This is a genomic window from Aestuariibius sp. HNIBRBA575, assembly GCF_040932005.1.
In the GTDB taxonomy this organism is placed as follows: Bacteria; Pseudomonadota; Alphaproteobacteria; order Rhodobacterales; family Rhodobacteraceae; genus CANLNM01.
In genome coordinates, this window is the sequence record NZ_CP162414.1 from 2,874,312 (window position 1) to 2,893,051 (window position 18,740).

An 18,740-nucleotide genomic window follows, 5' to 3' on the forward strand; every position below is an offset into this window, starting at 1 on the left:
TTTTATCCAATTGTTCGGGTCAGGTCTATGTCAGACCTCTTGGACATCCAACACACCGGCCAAAGACCGCAGAGCCCCCTTTATCTGGGGGTTAACCGGGAATTCACGCCCAAGATCTAGTTCAACTTCGCCCGGCAAATCGGAATGCATCAGGCACAACGTGATCGGACCACGCCCACCGCGCACCTGATCCCGCGTCGCATTGGTTAAGATTTCGGCGATAGGCTCCAGCACCGCTTCTTCTTCGACAAAGATTTTTAACGCGGATGACCCGGCCTCTGCGACGGCATTATCAATCGGCGAAACCGACCGACCCAACAGCTTTAGCTGGTCGCTTTCCATGTTGGCTTCGACCGACAGGACCACTTGATTGCCGCTCTCCAAATGTTCACGCGCCTGTTCCAACGTGTCTGAAAACATCGTTACTTCGTATTGGCCGGTCGGGTCGGACAATTGCACAAAGGCAAACCGGTTGCCGCGCGCCGATTTGCGTTCTTGGCGTCCCGCCACCGTGCCCGCCATTTTCACGATACAGGCCCCGCGCTCGGCCTTGGCGATCACATCATCCAAGGTCAGCACCTTTTGGCGTTTGAGCGGCACCATATAATCATCCAGCGGATGGCCAGACAGATAGAACCCAATTGCTTTGAATTCCTCTGCCAGACGTTCAGCAGGCAGCCAATCCTGCGCCGCAGATAGGCGCGGTTCGGGCAGATCATCGCCTGCTTCGCCAAACAGGCTGACTTGGTTCGAATTTTTCTGTTCATGGATTGCGGCGGAATAACCGACCAATGAATCAAGGCTTTCGAATACGCGGCGACGGTTTGGATCCAGCTGATCAAACGCCCCGGCCCGCGCCAACATTTCCAACGGACGTTTGCCGACCCGTTTCAGATCCACCCGACGGGCCAGATCGAACAACGTGACAAACGGCGTGTCCACACCATCGGGTTTGCGGGCATCGACGATCAATTGCATCGCCTCAGCGCCCACGTTTTTCAACGCACCCAGCGCATAAACCAACGCGCCGTCAACCACATCAAACGTCGCCAAGGATCGGTTCACACAGGGCGGCACATAGCTTAGCCCCAGACCTTTTTTGACCTCTTGGAAATACACCGCCAATTTGTCGGTCAGGTGGATATCGCAATTCATCACGCCACCCATAAATTCGACCGGGTGGTTGGCCTTTAGCCAAGCGGTTTGATAGCTGACCACCGCATAGGCCGCCGCGTGGGATTTGTTGAACCCATAGTTGGCGAATTTTTCCAACAAATCGAACACTTCGGACGCTTTTTTGGCGGGCACACCGTTTTCAGCCGCCCCTTTTTCGAATTTGGGCCGCTCGGCATCCATCGCCTCTTTGATCTTTTTCCCCATCGCCCGGCGCAACAGGTCAGCCCCGCCCAGCGAATAGCCGGCCATGACCTGCGCAATCTGCATAACCTGTTCTTGGTAAACGATAATCCCTTGGGTTTCTTCGAGGATATGATCGATCAACGGATGTACGGATTCCAGGTCACGCTGGCCGTTCTTTACCTCACAATAGGTGGGGATGTTTTCCATCGGGCCGGGGCGATACAGGGCCACCAGCGCCACGATGTCTTCGATACAGGTGGGTTTCATGCGCCGCAGCGCATCCATCATCCCCGAGGATTCCACCTGAAACACCGCCACAGTTTTCGCGGCTGAATAAAGCTTATACGACGCTTCATCATCCAGCGGAATCGCGTTGATCTGGTTTTCTGCGCCTTCTGCTGGTTCGTATAATTGCCGCCCATCCGCAGCCACGTGAATGGGCCGACCGGATTTCAAAATCAAATCCATGGCCGATTGCACAACGGTCAGGGTTTTCAAGCCCAAAAAGTCAAATTTAACCAGCCCGGCCTGTTCCACCCATTTCATATTGAACTGGGTCGCAGGCATGTCAGACCGTGGATCCTGATAGAGCGGCACCAGCGCATCCAGCGGCCGATCCCCGATCACAACCCCCGCCGCGTGGGTCGATGCGTTGCGCAGCAACCCTTCGATCTGCTGGCCATAGGTTAACAGCCGGTCAACGACCTCTTCGTTTTTGGCTTCTTCGCGCAAACGCGGCTCATCGGCCAACGCCTTTTCGATGGATACGGGTTTTACGCCTTCGACCGGGATCATTTTCGACAACCGATCGACCTGCCCATAGGGCATCTGCAACACCCGGCCAACGTCACGCACAGCCGCCTTACTCAGCAGCGCACCAAAGGTGATGATCTGCCCCACTTTGTCACGGCCGTATTTCTGCTGCACATAGCGGATCACCTCTTCGCGGCGATCCATGCAAAAATCGATGTCGAAATCGGGCATCGACACACGTTCCGGGTTCAAAAACCGTTCAAACAGCAGCGCATAACGCAGCGGATCCAGATCGGTAATCGTCAACGCATATGCCACCAAACTGCCCGCACCGGACCCCCGGCCCGGCCCAACGGGAATGTCGTTGTCTTTGGCCCACTGGATGAAATCCGCAACGATCAGGAAATACCCCGGAAAGCCCATGCCTTCGATGATGTTCAGCTCAAAATCCAGCCGTTCCTGATATTTTTCCGGCGTGTCCGCATGGGGAATGACCGCCAGTCGTTTTTGCAATCCTTCATTGGCGATACGGCGCAATTCTGCGACCTCATCATCGGCAAATTTGGGCAGAATGGGATCACGAGTATAAACCTTGAATGCACAGCGACGGGCGATTTCGACCGTGTTTTCAATGGCCTCTGGCAGATCAGCAAACAGAGTTGCCATTTCCTGCGGGCTTTTGAAATAGTGCTGTGGTGTCAGTCGGCGGCGCGGTTCCTGTTGGTCCAGATAGGCGCCTTCGGAAATGCAAATCAGCGCATCATGCGCCTCATAGATGCCGGGTTTCGGGAAATATACGTCATTGGTTGCCACCAACGGAATGCCCATCGCATAGGCCATTTCCACATGGCCACGTTCGGATAGCTTTTCCGCCTCAGGCAGGCCGGCATCCCCGGGATGGCGCTGCAATTCGACATATAGACGATCGCCAAATATTTCATGCAATTGCTGCATCAATATTTCGGCCTTGGGGCGTTGTCCGGCGCGCAATAACCGCCCGATTGGGCCATCCGGCCCACCAGTCAAACAGATGATATTGTCAGCATTGGCGCGCAGTTCGTCCAACGTAACCTGGGGCAATTCGCCGTCTGGATCCACATACAGACAGGACGAAATCCGCATCAAGCCTTCGTAGCCGGATTCATTTTGCGCCAGCAAAACAATCGGCGCGGGCGGGGCTGGGCGTTTGCCGGTTTCAGGCACATCATAGCCCAAATCCACCTGACATCCGATGATCGGCTGCACGCCCTCTTTGCTGGCATATTCGGAAAATTCCAGCGCACAAAACATGTTATTGCTGTCGGTGACCGCCACCGCGGGCATCCCCATCCCCGCCACGAGACCGGATATTTTTTTAACCGGAACCGCCCCTTCGAGAAGGGAATATTCCGAATGAACGCGCAGGTGGATAAATGTTGGATCAGCCATGACGCAAACCTATCCAATGCATGCCGGGGATGAAATGCCAAACCGATCCTGTCAGCCGGTTTTGTCTCTGTTGCGCAAAATAAGTTTACACAACAGAGACATGTCGCAATCAGCGCGGATTGACCAACCCGGCAAAACACAGGTTCCGGCAATCGGTTGCGTCCCGGAATGCATCCGAGCTGAGCAAAATCTCATCTGTGCCGGGACCATAAAAACGCGGGTCGTCACATTCATTGTCAAAAGCCCAAGTGGACGAATCATTGCCGTAATTCACCGCAGAACACATGGCGCCACGTGCGGTATCTTCTTCGACACAGGCGGTTAATCCAACCAAAGCCACACCCAAAAACATCATTGAAAATTTCATTTGTCACCTCTTCAGTTTCTTTGTTTTTAACGCTCAAATCGTAGGAAACCCTTTGATTCGAAACAAGTCCGCCAAATCTGTCGCCATTTGCGCCTCAGCAAGGCATCAAATTTCAGCCGAAATGAATTTCGCACGCAAACTTGGATAGAAAGCTTGCCAAAGCGGGGGCGAGTTTCCTACGCTCTGCCCTACCAACAGTTAAACCCGCACGCGTTCTACGCCGCATCGAGGGTGTGCAAACAGGGTCCCGAGGTAAGGCGGCGGGTCTGAATCATATGGACATCACCTTTCTTCTCAACGGAGAGAGCGTGGATGTGAAGGGCATAGCCCCAACCACCACATTGCTGGATTGGCTGCGCGAAACGCGTAACCTGAAAGGAACCAAAGAGGCCTGCCGCGAAGGCGATTGCGGCGCATGTTCTGTGATGGTCACAGACAAAAGCGGCGTGCGCACGCTGAATTCCTGCATCCTGTTTATGGCCCAGCTCGACGGTCAGGCCATTCGCACGGTCGAAGGCATCCAAAGCCCCGATGGCACCCTGCACCCCGTTCAGCAAGCCATGGTGGATCACCACGGATCACAATGCGGGTTCTGCACGCCCGGCTTTGTTGTGTCGATGGCCACGGGGCATCTGAATGGTCGCAAGGATCACGACGATATTCTGGCGGGCAATCTGTGCCGGTGCACGGGTTATGCGCCGATCATCCGCGCCGCGCAGGCCGCCCAAGACAGCGCTGTGCCCACATGGATCATTGACGATCTACCGGCCCCCTCAACCCTGCCGGATTTCATCCCTGAGACTTCCGATGATTTGGCCGCATGGTATCTGGCCAATCCCGATGCCACATTAATCGCGGGGGCCACGGATGTCGGGCTTTGGGTGACAAAACAAATGCGCGACCTGCCCAAAGTGGCCTTTTTGAACCGGTGCACGGATTTGCAACAGATTGATAAGACCGAAACAAGCATTCGGTTTGGCGCAGGCGTCACTATGAACCATGTGCGCAGCGCAATTGCCCTCCATTATCCATCCTATGCGGATATGATCCGTCGCTATGGGTCCGAACAGGTGCGCAATGCGGCCACGATTGGCGGTAATATCGCCAATGGATCCCCGATTGGGGACAACCCCCCGGTTCTGATTGCGCTGGATGCGGTGCTTCACCTGCGCCGCGGCGATGTGACCCGTGATCTGCCGATGGCCGATTTCTTTGTCGAATACGGAAAACAAGACCGCCAGCCGGGCGAATTTGTCACCGGGGTCAGCGTGCCTTTGGGCCATGAAAACCTGCGGTGTTACAAATTATCCAAACGCTTTGATCAGGATATTTCTGCGGTATTGGGCGCGTTCAACCTGACGATATCAGACGGTGTGATCACCGATGCGCGCATTGCTTTTGGTGGGATGGCGGGCATTCCGATGCGGGCGAAATCCGTTGAAACGGCGCTGATACATCAGCCCTGGTCCACATCAACAATCGACGCCGCGTTGGATCAATTCGCGCAGGATTTCACCCCGATGACCGATATGCGGGCCTCTGCGGCCTATCGATTGCAGGCCGCACAAAACATGCTGCGCCGGTATTTCGCCGACCTTTCTGGCCAATCTATCAACGTGTTAGAGGTCACTCCATGAGCGTCGCCAAACCCCTGCCCCACGACGCCGCCCGCCTGCATGTGACCGGAACCGCGCGCTACGTTGACGATATTCCAGTACCCGCCAATTGCCTGCATCTGGCGTTTGGGATGTCGACCTGTGCCGCTGGGGACATCACCCAGATGGATCTGGATGCCGTGCGCGCTGCCCCGGATGTGGTGGCTGTGTTAACCGCCGATGATTTGCCCCATGCCAATGATGTCAGCCCGTCCATCCACGACGAACCGTTGCTGGCCACGGGCCAAGTGCACTATGTCGGCCAACCCGTGTTTCTGGTGGTCGCGCGCAGCCATGACGCCGCCCGGCACGCCGCGCGTTTGGGGCGCATCACCTATGCGGATCGCCCCGCTATTCTGACGGTTGAGGATGCCATCAACGCCCAGTCCCGGTTCGAAGACGGCCCACGGATTTGGGGCAAAGGCGACGTGCCAAACGCCCTGAAATCGGCCCCTCATCGTTTGCAGGGGCAATTTGATATGGGCGGTCAGGAACATTTCTATCTAGAAGGCCAAGCCAGCCTTGCCCTGCCCCAAGAAGGCGGGGACATGGTTGTGCATGCCTCAACCCAGCACCCAACGGAAATCCAACACAAAGTGGCCGATGCGCTGGGGGTGCCAATGCACGGCGTGCGTGTTGAAATCCGCCGCATGGGGGGCGGATTTGGCGGCAAAGAAAGCCAAGGCAATGCGCTGGCCGTGTCCTGTGCGATTGTCGCCAACCTGACCGGGCAACCGACCAAAATGCGCTATGACCGCGATGACGATATGATCATCACCGGCAAACGTCATGATTTTCGCATCGAATATGATGTTGGCTATGATGACACGGGTCGGATATTGGCGATGGAAGTGACCCAACATGCCCGCTGCGGCTGGGCGCAGGATCTAAGCCTGCCGGTCGCGGATCGCGCCATGTTGCACACCGACAATGCCTATCTGCTGGATCACATCCGCATCACGTCCCATCGCTGGAAAACCAACACCCAAAGCGCCACCGCCTATCGTGGATTTGGCGGTCCTCAGGGCATGTTGGGCACCGAACGTGTGCTGGATCACGTGGCCTTTGCGCTGGGGATGGACCCGGTGGCGGTGCGGCAGCGGAATTATTACGCGGATCGCACCGATGCCCCGGATGATCGTCATTCGACCACCAATAGCGTCCAGACCACGCCTTATGGGATGGAGGTGCGCGATTTCTGCCTAAACCGTTTGACCGACCGTCTGATCGCGCAGTCGGATTACGCAGAACGCCGCGCCAAGGTGCGGGCTTGGAATGCAGAAAATCCCATTCTCAAACGTGGGATTGCGTTTAGCCCGGTCAAATTCGGGATCTCGTTCACGCTGACCCACCTGAATCAGGCCGGCGCATTGGTGCATGTCTATCAGGACGGTTCGATCCATCTGAACCATGGTGGCACCGAAATGGGTCAGGGCCTGTTTCAAAAGGTCGCCCAAGTGGCCGCATCGCGGTTTGGCGTTGACGTGAATGCGGTGAAAATCACCGCCACCGATACTGGAAAAGTGCCAAACACATCCGCCACAGCAGCGTCCAGCGGGTCAGATTTGAACGGGATGGCGGTGCAGATCGCCTGCGATAAAATCCGCGCACGTATGGCACAATGTCTGGCCGATGCGCAGGGGGTTTCGCCCGAATACATTCGTTTTGCCAATGGCTTGGTTCAGGTGGGCGATCATTCCATCCCATTTTCTGAGGCCGCCAAACAGGTCTATGAAAGCCGCGTGAGCCTGTCGGCAACCGGGTTTTACAAAACGCCCGATCTGGCTTGGGATCGCATCAAAGGCAGCGGCCGGCCGTTTTTCTACTTTGCCTATGGCGCGTCGGTGACCGAGGTTGTGATTGATACATTGACCGGGGAAAATCGCATTTTGCGCAGCGACATCCTGCATGATGCAGGGGCGTCGCTAAACCCGGCATTGGATATCGGCCAAATCGAAGGTGGCTATGTCCAGGGCGCGGGTTGGCTGACCACAGAGGAACTGATCTGGGATAATGTCGGGCGGCTGCGCACCCATGCGCCGTCCACCTATAAAATTCCGGCCTGTTCGGACCGCCCCGATATTTTCAACGTGGATTTGTGGGATGAACCCAATCCCGAACAGTCGATTTACCGATCCAAAGCCGTGGGTGAACCGCCCTTTATGCACGGAATTTCGGCGTGGCTTGCGCTTGGGGATGCGGTGCAGGCCTGCGGATCACACTGGGCTGACCTACAGGCCCCCGCCACATCAGAAGCGATCCTAGACGCCATAAACAGGGCCCGCGCATGAAGGATTTCGCCCCCCCATCAACCGTTTTACGTATCCGAGTGGAAGCCGTGCGCGGATCTGCCCCACGGGATGCCGGAACGGAAATGGTGGTGTGGTCCGACCCCAATGGAGTGGCTTTGCCCGGCAATTTACGGGTCGGCATGCATGGCACAATTGGCGGTGGCCGATTAGAGCTGGAAGCCATTCGATTTGCGTTATTGTGCCAAAAGAACGGTCAAAAAACCGGGCGCAGAACCTTTCCTTTGGGGCCAGAACTGGGCCAGTGCTGCGGCGGGGCCGTGACCATAACGGTTGATGTGTCTGACCACGCGCCACATTCGTGTCAGCTTGAATGCGACGCACCGACAACTATCCCGATCCTGCCGGGCCAATGCGCCCCAACAGAGGTCTGGATTTGGGGCGCGGGGCATGTGGGGCGCGCGTTGAATTCTGCCTTGGCAACGTTGCCCGGTATGAATGTGACATGGGTGGATGTCAGCGCCGACAGATTCCCGGCGAACACCGCCAATGCCAGGGTTTTGACCGCTGAAAAACCCGAACATCTGGTGCGCCACGCGCCCATTGATGCCCATCACATCGTGCTAACTTATTCTCACGACTTCGACTTTGCCCTGTGCCATGCGCTGCTGTCGCATGGGTTTGCCAGTGCCGGTGTGATCGGATCGGCGACCAAATGGGCCCGGTTCCGATCCCGTTTAACCAACCTTGGCCATACAGATGCACAAATATTAAGCATTGCCTGCCCAATAGGCGATCCGACCCTTGGGAAACACCCGACAGCCATTGCCGTTGGCGTGGCGCAGGCGCTACTAAGGCTGTCGGGCGCGCAGGACCCTGACCACCGCAACTCGAAACTGGAGAGAGCTGGATGACGCAGACTTTGCTGAAGCTTAATGGCCTGACCAAGGCCTATCCGGGTGTTGTCGCCAATGCTGACGTTTCGTTTGAAATTGGCGTCGGCGAAGTGCACGCATTGCTGGGCGAAAACGGCGCGGGCAAATCGACATTGGTCAAAACCATCTATGGATTGGTAAAACCCGACAGCGGCACGATGACCCTAAATGATACGCCATTTGCCCCATCCGACCCGCACAAAGCCCGCGCATCCGGCGTGGCGATGGTGTTTCAGCATTTTTCCCTATTCGAAGCGTTGGACGTGGCCGAAAATGTGGCCTTGGGCATGGAAAATCCACCGCCGCAACGGGAATTGGCTGGGCAAATCAAAGAGGTGTCACAGAAATACGGATTGCCGCTTGATCCGCATCGGATTGTTGGCGACCTGTCCGCCGGGGAACGCCAACGGGTCGAAATCATCCGCTGTCTGCTGCAGGAACCAAAACTGTTGATCATGGATGAACCCACCAGCGTTCTGACCCCGCAAGAGGTCGAAATCCTGTTTCACACCCTGCGCAAATTGTCCGCCGAAGGCACGGCGATCCTCTATATTTCCCACAAACTCGATGAAATTCGCGCGTTATGTGAAAACGCCACTATTTTGCGACTGGGCAAAGTGGTCGGCGATTGCGACCCGCGACAGACATCATCACGCGAAATGGCGGAAATGATGGTGGGCGGCACGTTGCATGTGCCCGAACGCGACGCCGCCGAACCCGGCCCGGTAACCCTGCAACTATCACAGCTATCCGCCGCCTCACCGCGCCCGTTTGGCATGGCGTTGCGCGACATCAATCTGACCATGCACCAAGGCGAAGTGCTGGGCATCGGTGGGGTCGCGGGCAATGGACAGGATGAATTGTTACTGGCTTTGTCGGGCGAAATGCTGACCGATCCGGGGTCGGTGCAATTTAACGGCGCGGACATATCGCATCTGCCGCCGAATGCCCGACGCAAGCTGGGATTATTGGCCGCCCCCGAAGAACGGCTAGGTCACGCCGCCGCACCGGGTATGTCACTGGTTGAAAACGCTATTTTGTCCGGATCGGTGCGCGAAAACCTGACCCAAAACGGGTTTCTTCGCTGGGGCAAGGCCCGTGAGTTTGCCGAAAAAATCATCGCCGATTTCGACGTCCGCACACCCAGTGCGGGCAATGCCGCACGATCGCTATCCGGCGGGAACCTGCAGAAATTTGTGATCGGTCGTGAAATCCTGCAACGGCCCGAATTGTTGATCGTCAATCAGCCCACTTGGGGGGTGGATGCCGCCGCAGCAGCCGCGATCCGGCAGGCCCTGCTGAACCTTGCCGAAAAAGGTGCAGCCGTGATCGTGATTTCGCAAGACTTGGATGAATTGATGGAAATTTCGGACCGGTTCTGCGCGCTGAACGAAGGTCGCCTATCCGACCCCCGCCCCGCCAAAGGATTAACGGTCGAAGAAATCGGTCTGATGCTGGGCGGCGCCCATGACATGCACGACATTGAGGGGGTCGCATGATCCAGCTGGAAAAACGGCCTCAGGCTTCGGCCATTTGGACATATATCGCGCCCTTATTGGCGGTGATCCTGACGATGATCGCGGGCGGCATCCTGTTTGCGTTTCTCGGAAATGACCCGTTTGAGGCGATCCGCACGATTTTCTGGGATCCGCTATTTGGCGAATTTGCGTCTTTTCACCGCCCGCAAATTCTCATCAAGGCTGCCCCTTTGGTGTTGATCGCCATCGGATTGTCGCTGGGGTTTCGGGCTGGGATCTGGAATATCGGCGCCGAAGGTCAATACATCATGGGCGCGATTTGTGGCGCGGCTGTGGGGCTGGCGTTTTATCCAACCGAAAGCGTGTTCATCCTGCCGTTGATGGTGATTGCGGGCGCGCTTGGGGGGTGGGCTTGGGCGATGATCCCCGCCCTGCTCAGGGTGAAATTCCAAACCAACGAAATCCTTGTGTCCCTGATGCTGGTCTATGTCGCCGAACAGCTATTGGCGTCTGTTTCCCTTAGTCTTTTGCGCAACCCAGATGGCCACGGTTTCCCCGGATCCCGCAATTTGGCGCAGTATGAATCAGCCACCAGTTGGATCGACAAATCGGCTGGTATGCATTGGGGTGTTGTTGCCGCACTGATTGCGGTGGTTTTCAGCTATGTTATCCTGAGCCGTCACATGTTGGGGTTCAACATCCGCCTGACCGGCGAAAGCCCCCGTGCAGCGGCGTTTTCCGGCGTGAACCCAACCCGGATGATCGTGATCTGCATGGGGCTGTCGGGGGTATTGGCCGGGCTTGCTGGCATGTTCGAAGTGTCCGGCCCCGGTGCCCAGATCAGCATTGATTTCAACGTCGGCTATGGGTTCACGGCCATTATCGTGGCGTTTCTGGGCCGGTTGCATCCGATCGGCATTTTGATGGCCGGGGGTGTCATGGCTTTGACATATGTGGGCGGCGGAAACGCACAAGCCCAACTGCAATTGCCCGCCGCCGCGATCCAACTGTTCCAAGGCATGCTGCTGTTTTTCCTGCTCGCATTGGATGTGATGACCAATTATCGCCCCGTGCGCAAAAAGGAGGCTCTGTAATGGATTTCTCTGCGATTAACCCCGCCGTTTTACTCGCTTCATTGATGGTGGCAGCGACGCCGATCCTGTTGGCCGCGATTGGCGAATTGGTGGTGGAACGGGCCGGGGTTTTGAACCTTGGTGTTGAGGGCATGATGATCACCGGCGCTGTTGCAGGGTTTATCGTCGCATCGGCCACTGGATCCGCTTGGCTCGGTTTCATCGGCGCGGCCTTTGGTGGCGCGATCCTTGCCTTGCTGTTTGGTCTGCTGACCCAGTTTTTTCTGTCCAATCAGGTTGCCACAGGTCTGGGCCTGACCCTGTTTGGTTTGGGATTATCGGCATTGATGGGACAGGGATATCTGGGCGTCAAAGCACCGGATTTCGCGTCGTTAAACGTGCCTTTCTTATCCGACATCCCGTTTCTTGGCCGGGTTTTGTTCCAACATGATGCCATGGTTTATATCGGTCTGGCCTTGGTTGCGGGCACCTATTGGATGCTGAAATACAGCCGCGCCGGGCTGATCCTGCGCGCCGTCGGGGAAAACCACGAGGCGGCCCATGCGCTTGGCTATAACGTTGTGCGCGTGCGTCTGTTGGCGATCCTGTTTGGCGGGGCCTGCGCGGGTTTGGGCGGTGCTTACCTTAGCCTTGTGCGGGTGCCCACCTATGCCGAAGGTCTGACCGCGGGGGCGGGCTGGATCGCATTGGCCATTGTTGTTTTTGCCAGCTGGAAACCGTGGCGATTGCTGCTTGGGGCGTACTTGTTTGGCGGCGTCACTGTGTTGCAGTTGAATTTGCAGGCCGTTGGCCTTTCTATACCGGTCGAGATCCTCTCGATGTCACCCTATCTGGTCACGATCCTTGTGCTTGTGATCATGTCTGCCGGCCGGGCTCCGGGTTCGCTTGGCAAATCATTCCACGCCTCAAGCTGAGGCATATAAAAACCACTCCACAGGGGGAATAACGATGAAATTCACAACATTTCTGACCAGCACAGCTGCCGCGCTGAGCCTTGGCACCGCCGCCATGGCCGATGATCCAACCACCGTCGGATTCGTCTATGTCGGTCCCGTCGGCGACGGCGGCTGGACCTATGAACACAATGTGGGCCGCCTTGCGGTTGAGGAACATTTCGGCGATGCGGTTGAAACCGTATTCGTTGAAAGCGTCCCAGAAGGCGCTGATTCCGTGCGTGTTATGCAGCAGATGGCATTGAACGGTGCGGACCTGATCTTTACGACGTCCTTTGGGTACATGGACCCAACCATCGAAGTGGCGTCCCAGTTCCCAGACGTGAAGTTCGAACACGCGACCGGCTATAAACTTGCCGATAACGTATCTAACTATTCCGCCCGTTTCTACGAAGGTCGCGCCGTTCAGGGCCACATCGCTGGCTCTATGACCGAAAGCAACGTCGTGGGTTATATCGGGTCCTTCCCAATCCCAGAAGTGATCCGGGGCATCAACGCCGCCTATATTCACGCCCAACGCGTGAACCCTGACGTAGAATTCAAAGTCGTCTGGGTTTACACTTGGTTTGATCCTGCCAAAGAAGCCGAAGCGGCCAATGTTTTGATTGAACAAGGCGCGGACGTGATCTTGCAACACACCGATTCCACCGCCCCCCAAGCCGCCGCACAGGCCGCTGGCAACGTGATCACCTTTGGTCAGGCATCGGATATGTCGGAATTTGGCCCACATCCACGTGTGTCATCCATCATCGACAACTGGTCGCCCTATTACATCGCCCGCACCCAAGCCGTGATTGATGGCACATGGGAAAGCACATCCACTTGGGACGGGATCGGCGCTGGCATGGTTGGCATCGGTGAAATCTCAGACGCGGTTCCTGCAGACGTAAAAGCCGAAGCAGAAGCCATGCGCGACGCTTTGGCATCCGGTGAATACCACGCCTTTACCGGGCCAATTAACAAACAAGACGGATCCGTCTGGTTGGCCGAAGGCGAAACAGCCGATGACGGTACATTGGCGGGTATGAATTTCTACGTCGAAGGCATCACCGGCGACATCCCACAATAACCAAACGATCCAAAATCAATCAAAGGCCCGCCCCAATTGGCGGGCCTTTTTTATGGGTACAATTCCGCGCTTTCCCCCGGTGAAAATCCGTGCATAGATCGGCCCATGACACAGTTTACAACACGCTCTGGCGTCCCGATTTCCCGTTTCGCATTTGGCTGTATGCAATGGGGTGGCCGCGCTGATCCGGACCAATCCCGTGCCACCTATGAAGCGGCGATTGCCGCTGGGATCAACCATTTTGATACGGCCTATGTCTACACAGACGGCATGTCTGAAACGCTGCTGGGGCAGTTTGTCACCGATCCCGACAGCCATTTCATCGCCACCAAAGCCGCCTATACAGGTGGGTCGGGGCGGCAAAACATTCTGGAAAAGTTTGATATTTCACGCCAACGACTGGGAATGGACCGGGTAGATATGTTGTATCTGCATCGGTTTGACGATGACACACCACTGGAACAAACCTTTGAAACGCTTGCGCTTTTGCAGTCCAACGGAACGATCCGCCATATCGGTGTCAGCAATTTCGCCGCGTGGCAAGTGATGAAGGCCCAAAACGTAGCCGCACAATTTGGCACCAAAATCGATGCCATTCAGCCGATGTACAATCTGGTGAAACGTCAGGTCGAATCTGAGATTTTGCCGGTTTGTGCAGATCAGGACATTCAGGTGTTTTCCTATTCGCCACTGGGTGGCGGGCTGCTGACCGGCAAATATGTGGCCCCCGATTGCGGTGGGCGACTGGAAAACGATGCCCGCTATGCTGCGCGTTATGGGCAGGATTGGATGCATGACGCCGCCACGGGGTTGGCCCAAATTGCGGACGAAATGAACGTGCCCACGGCGACGCTGGCGGTTGCGTGGCTGGCCCATCATGCGCCTCAGGTTTCTCCGATCTTATCGGCCCGCAACGCGGACCAGTTGAAACCGTCACTGGACGGGATGACCTATGCTTTGGCCCCTGAAATCGTCGACAGGATCACAGCCCTGTCGCGCACGCCCGCCCCGGCAACCGATCGGATCGAAGAAGCATGATTGACTTCCTCATCATCGGCGGTGGCATTGCCGGGATCAGCGCAGGCGCACGCCTGTCTCATCTGGGGCAAGTGACTGTTTTAGAGCAAGAAGACGCGCTGGCATATCATGCCTCTGGTCGCTCGGCCGCATTGTTTGAACAAAACTACGGCAAACCGTCAACCGTGGCCCTAAACACCGCCAGCCGGGATTATCTGACCACGGCAAATGGCGGCGTATTATCCCCACGGGGCATCATGATTGTCGCAGGCGCAGACCGCGCCGATGACTTTGCCCATGACATCAAAACCATGAAGCTGGACCCGATTTCAATGGCCCAAGCCATGGATTTATGGCCGATCCTGAACCCTGAAACCGTGGATCGTGCCGGGTACAACCCAGATGCCCAAGACATCGATACGGACCTGTTGATCCAAAACTTTGCCCGTGAAATTCGTGCAAATGGCGGCGACATTCGCACCAAATCTGCTGTGACTGCGATCCAGAAAACCACCACCGGGTGGCGGGTCAGTGCGGGGGAAGCTTTTGAGGCTCGGATGATCATCAACGCCGCAGGCGCGTGGGTTGATCAAATCGCGGAAATGGCTGGCATAGCGCCGTTGGGCGTGTCGCCTTTGCGCCGGTCCTTTGCCCGCCTGCCCGCGCCCAATGATCTGGACGTGTCCCGCTGGCCGATGCTGTTTGGCCCCGGCGAAGATTGGTACGCCAAACCCGATGCCGGCGCGATGCTGGTATCCCCCGCCGACGAAGATCTGGTCACGCCCCATGACGCATGGGCCGATGACATGGTTCTGGCCGAAGGATTGGCGCGGTATGAACATCACGTAACCTGCCCCGTGACCCAAGTGACTGCCAACTGGGCCGGGCTGCGCACATTTGCCCCGGATCGGGAATTGGTGATCGGCCCCGACGCGGTGGAACCCACATTTTTCTGGCTGGCCGGTCAGGGCGGCTATGGGATGCAATCCTCGCCCGCTGTCAGCCAATTGGCCGCCGACCTGATCGGCGGGATGACGTCCGAATTGCCAACTGATGTGATTGATCGCCTGCGCCCGAACCGGTTTGGCTAGGTCCCCCAGAAATTATCAAGGTAGGCTTGGTAATTGGGCGGCAGGCCTGTTTGGCTGTGCAGGATCATGGCGCCGACACTTGTGATGCCCAATACTGCGCCAATTACCGGCAATGCCTTTTGTTTGAACGTCGCGGGCCGCGCCCAGTTTCGAAACCGCAACGCCGCCGCGATATGGGTGAAAATCGCCAGCACTGCGAGGGCATAATAGGGCGCGAAATAGCTGACAAAGGGCTGTTGGCTGACCACGGACGCCGCCCAAAAGCTGTTTGTATCAATGTCTGCATAAAACATGCGCGTAGATAGGGTTGCGCCCAGATGTTGCAGCAAAAACAGCGCCAAATAACCGCCGGACACCACTTGTGCCCAAGCCCATTTTCCCTGTGGCCGCCCGCGTTTCCATGCCAAGGCTAATCCCAGCACAATTTGCGATGCAAACAGAACCAATAATGGGATTTCGATGATTGGGGCGCGATAGAGATGCCGCAAACCGGTCATCACCGTCAAATGCGTCTCAAACCCCAGCACGAATAGGCTGTGGTTGATCAAATGGAGGGCGATAAACAGCCCCAAAACACAGGCATTTAGCCGATGAAACCGCAAAAGGGTCATGATAACTCCAATCTAAACTACACCGTTTAGTTTGAAGTCATCATGACCCGCATTGCAAGTCCAAAAATGCCTGCCCTAAGCGATGTTTTTGCGAATGGTTTCGTTTTTCGGATCATAGGGGCTGTCTTGGACGACCTGCGCGTCCCACAGCTGATCAAACATTTTGACCTTTAGCTTTGTGCCAGGTGTGGCCAGATCAGGCGTGACATATCCCATGCCAATGCTTTTGCCGAAATGCACCGAATAGCCGCCCGAAGTCAGACGCCCAACGCGGGTGCCTTCGGGGGTATACAGAACCTCGCGGCCCCACGGATCGGCATCGTCCGGCCCGTCGATCAGCAAGGTACAGCATTTAACCCGCACGCCCATATCCAGCATGGCCTGTTTGCCGTGAAAATCCTTTTCCAGGTCCACAAAACGCGGCAGATCCGCCTCAAGAGGGTTGGCATCCCGACCCAATTCCGTGCCAAAGGCGCGATAGGATTTTTCCTGACGCAGCCAGTTTTGTGCCCGCGCCCCGACCAGCTTCATCCCGTGTTTTTCACCGGCTTTTTCCAGCAGATCGAACAGGTAATTCTGCATCTCGATCGGGTGGTGCAATTCCCAGCCCAATTCGCCCGTATAGGCCACACGGATCGCATTCACCGGGCACATGCCCAGTTCGATCTGTTTGGCAGACAGCCACGGGAACCGTTTGTTGGACAGGGCCGTGGCAGGATCAGCATCATTGATCACATCGGCCAGAACGTCGCGGGATTTCGGACCAGCGATGGCGAAAACACCCCATTGGGTGGTGACGTCCTGAATTTCGATATAGCCAAATTCGCCCATCTTATCTTCGGCGGCTTTGCGCAGGAAATCGGCGTCATATTCCGTCCAAGCCCCTGCAGAGACGAGATAATAATTATCCGGCCCATTGCGCACGATGGTATATTCCGTGCGTGTGGTTCCGGCGGATGTCAGGGCATAGGTCAGGTTGATACGGCCCACACGGGGCAGTTTATTACAGGTGAACCAGTCCAGAAACGCGGTGGCGCCGGGACCTTTGACCACGTGTTTTGTGAACGCTGTGGCATCAATCAGCCCCACGCCTTCGCGGATGGATTTGGCTTCTTCGACGGCATATTGCCACCATTCGCCACGTCTGAACGACCGGGCATCGTGGTCAAAGTTTTCCGGCGCATCAAGCGGGCCAAAATAGTTCGGACGTTCCCATCCGTTCACAAAGCCAAATTGCGCCCCACGGGCGGCCTGACGGTCATAGGCCGGGGATGTGCGCAACGGACGGCAGGCGGGGCGTTCTTCGTCGGGGTGGTGCAGAATATAGACGTGATCGTAGCATTCTTCGTTTTTGCGCGCGGCAAATTCGGTGGTCATCCAATTCTGCGAATAGCGTTTAGGATCAAGCGACGCCATGTCGATTTCGGCTTCGCCATCGACCATCATCTGCGCCAGGTAATAGCCCGTACCACCAGCCGCGGTAATGCCAAAACTGAACCCTTCGGCCAGCCACATATTGCGCAGACCCGGCGCCGGACCAACCAGCGGGTTGCCGTCAGGCGTATAACAAATCGGGCCGTTGAAATCATCCTTTAGGCCAGATTCAGCGCAGGACGGCACACGTTCGGCCATCGCCATATATTGTTCTGCAATGCGATCCAGATCCAACGGAAACAGATCCGCACGAAAGCTGTCAGGCACACCATGTTCAAAGCGTGCGGGCGCCCCTTTTTCATAGATGCCCAGGATCCAACCGCCGCGCTCTTCTCGGGCATAGGATTCGTTGTCAGCATCGCGCACCACGGGATGTTCGGGATTGCCCGCCTCACGCCATTTGACCAGTTCTGGGTCTTTGTCCATGACGATAAATGTGTGTTCAACCGGGATGGCGGGCATTTTGATGCCCAGCATTTTCGCCGTCCGTTGCGCATGGTTTCCCGAAGCCGTCACAACATGTTCAGCCGTAATCACGACCTGTTCGTCTGATTCAATCAGGTTGCCGCCCTTTTCGACCATTTTGGTGCAGGTGACCTCCCAATGGGTGCCGGTCCAGTGGAACGCATCTGCCTGTAATTTGCGCACGATGTCGACACCGCGTTGGCGCGCACCTTTGGCCATGGCCTGGGTCACATCAGCCGGATTAATATAGCCATCCGAATTGTGATAGATCGCGCCCTTTAGGTCTTCGGTTTGGATCAGCGGCCAGCGGGATTTGATGTCGTCCGGGGTCAGCCATTCATAGGGCACCCCACAGGTTTCGGCTGTGGAGGCGTATAATTTATATTCGTCCATCCGTTCGTCGGTTTGCGCCATGCGCAGGTTGCCGACCACCGCAAAACCGGCATTTAGCCCGGTTTCTTCTTCTAACGTTTTGTAGAAATCGACCGAATATTTATGAATATGCGTGGTCGCATAGGACATGTTGAACAACGGCAAAAGCCCGGCCGCGTGCCATGTGGACCCGGATGTCAATTCGTCCCGTTCAATCAACATCACATCGTCCCAGCCCGCCTTGGCCAGATGATAGGCAATCGACGTTCCGATGGCTCCGCCACCAACAACAAGCGCTTTTACTTCGGTCTTCATCGCAGGATTCCTTTGGGTCATTGCCGCCACTTTGGCCAATTCCGACGACCAACGCGCGAACCACCCGACCTGTCTTGGCATGAAACCGACCTCAG

At 56.5% G+C, this 18,740-nt stretch carries 13 protein-coding genes; 9 read left to right on the forward strand and 4 right to left on the reverse strand.

The features are described from left to right. Positions 1-30: 30 nt before the first annotated feature. Both dnaE and AB1F12_RS14500 read right to left on the reverse strand, forming a co-directional pair. Positions 31-3,540 (reverse strand): DNA polymerase III subunit alpha, encoded by a 3,510-nt coding sequence (dnaE, locus tag AB1F12_RS14495; RefSeq protein WP_368185075.1) that lies wholly within the window; start codon positions 3,538-3,540, stop codon positions 31-33. 109 nt (positions 3,541-3,649) lie between these two features. Continuing rightward, positions 3,650-3,907 carry a hypothetical protein gene (locus tag AB1F12_RS14500; protein WP_368185076.1) on the reverse strand — a complete coding sequence of 86 codons (258 nt, stop codon included), beginning with the start codon at positions 3,905-3,907 and terminating at the stop codon, positions 3,650-3,652. A 275-nt stretch (positions 3,908-4,182) separates the two neighbouring features. On the opposite strand from AB1F12_RS14500, the gene AB1F12_RS14505 reads away from it, so the two are divergent. The 9 genes from AB1F12_RS14505 (at position 4,183) to AB1F12_RS14545 (ending at position 15,448) form a co-directional block, all read left to right on the forward strand. After that, positions 4,183-5,544, forward strand: a complete 1,362-nt coding sequence (locus AB1F12_RS14505; protein WP_368185077.1) for a xanthine dehydrogenase small subunit — start codon at positions 4,183-4,185, stop codon at positions 5,542-5,544. Further along, entirely contained in the window at positions 5,541-7,853 is a 2,313-nt protein-coding gene (gene xdhB / locus AB1F12_RS14510; protein ID WP_368185078.1) for a xanthine dehydrogenase molybdopterin binding subunit, read from the forward strand. Before AB1F12_RS14505 ends, xdhB begins: the two co-directional genes overlap by 4 nt. Then, positions 7,850-8,725 carry a xanthine dehydrogenase accessory protein XdhC gene (xdhC, locus tag AB1F12_RS14515; RefSeq protein ID WP_368185079.1) on the forward strand — a complete coding sequence of 292 codons (876 nt, stop codon included), beginning with the start codon at positions 7,850-7,852 and terminating at the stop codon, positions 8,723-8,725. Before xdhB ends, xdhC begins: the two co-directional genes overlap by 4 nt. Then, complete coding sequence (locus tag AB1F12_RS14520) at positions 8,722-10,245, forward strand: ABC transporter ATP-binding protein (RefSeq protein WP_368185080.1); 1,524 nt, start codon at positions 8,722-8,724, stop codon at positions 10,243-10,245. Before xdhC ends, AB1F12_RS14520 begins: the two co-directional genes overlap by 4 nt. Continuing rightward, positions 10,242-11,318, forward strand: a complete 1,077-nt coding sequence (locus tag AB1F12_RS14525) for an ABC transporter permease (RefSeq protein WP_368185081.1) — start codon at positions 10,242-10,244, stop codon at positions 11,316-11,318. The genes AB1F12_RS14520 and AB1F12_RS14525 overlap by 4 nt, the downstream gene beginning before the upstream one ends. Further along, positions 11,318-12,232 (forward strand): ABC transporter permease, encoded by a 915-nt coding sequence (locus tag AB1F12_RS14530; RefSeq protein ID WP_368185082.1) that lies wholly within the window; start codon positions 11,318-11,320, stop codon positions 12,230-12,232. The genes AB1F12_RS14525 and AB1F12_RS14530 overlap by 1 nt, the downstream gene beginning before the upstream one ends. A gap of 34 nt (positions 12,233-12,266) precedes the next feature. Further along, positions 12,267-13,340 (forward strand): BMP family ABC transporter substrate-binding protein, encoded by a 1,074-nt coding sequence (locus tag AB1F12_RS14535; RefSeq protein ID WP_368185083.1) that lies wholly within the window; start codon positions 12,267-12,269, stop codon positions 13,338-13,340. A gap of 105 nt (positions 13,341-13,445) precedes the next feature. Then, positions 13,446-14,378 carry an aldo/keto reductase gene (locus AB1F12_RS14540; RefSeq protein WP_368185084.1) on the forward strand — a complete coding sequence of 311 codons (933 nt, stop codon included), beginning with the start codon at positions 13,446-13,448 and terminating at the stop codon, positions 14,376-14,378. Next, entirely contained in the window at positions 14,375-15,448 is a 1,074-nt protein-coding gene (locus AB1F12_RS14545) for an NAD(P)/FAD-dependent oxidoreductase (RefSeq protein ID WP_368185085.1), read from the forward strand. Before AB1F12_RS14540 ends, AB1F12_RS14545 begins: the two co-directional genes overlap by 4 nt. Here the strand turns inward: AB1F12_RS14545 and AB1F12_RS14550 are convergent. After that, entirely contained in the window at positions 15,445-16,059 is a 615-nt protein-coding gene (locus AB1F12_RS14550) for a hypothetical protein (protein ID WP_368185086.1), read from the reverse strand. The two genes, AB1F12_RS14545 and AB1F12_RS14550, sit on opposite strands and share 4 nt — an antisense overlap. Positions 16,060-16,134: 75 nt before the next feature. After that, positions 16,135-18,645: an FAD-dependent oxidoreductase gene (locus AB1F12_RS14555; protein ID WP_368185087.1), complete on the reverse strand. Its 2,511-nt coding sequence runs from the start codon at positions 18,643-18,645 to the stop codon at positions 16,135-16,137. Positions 18,646-18,740 lie beyond the last annotated feature (95 nt).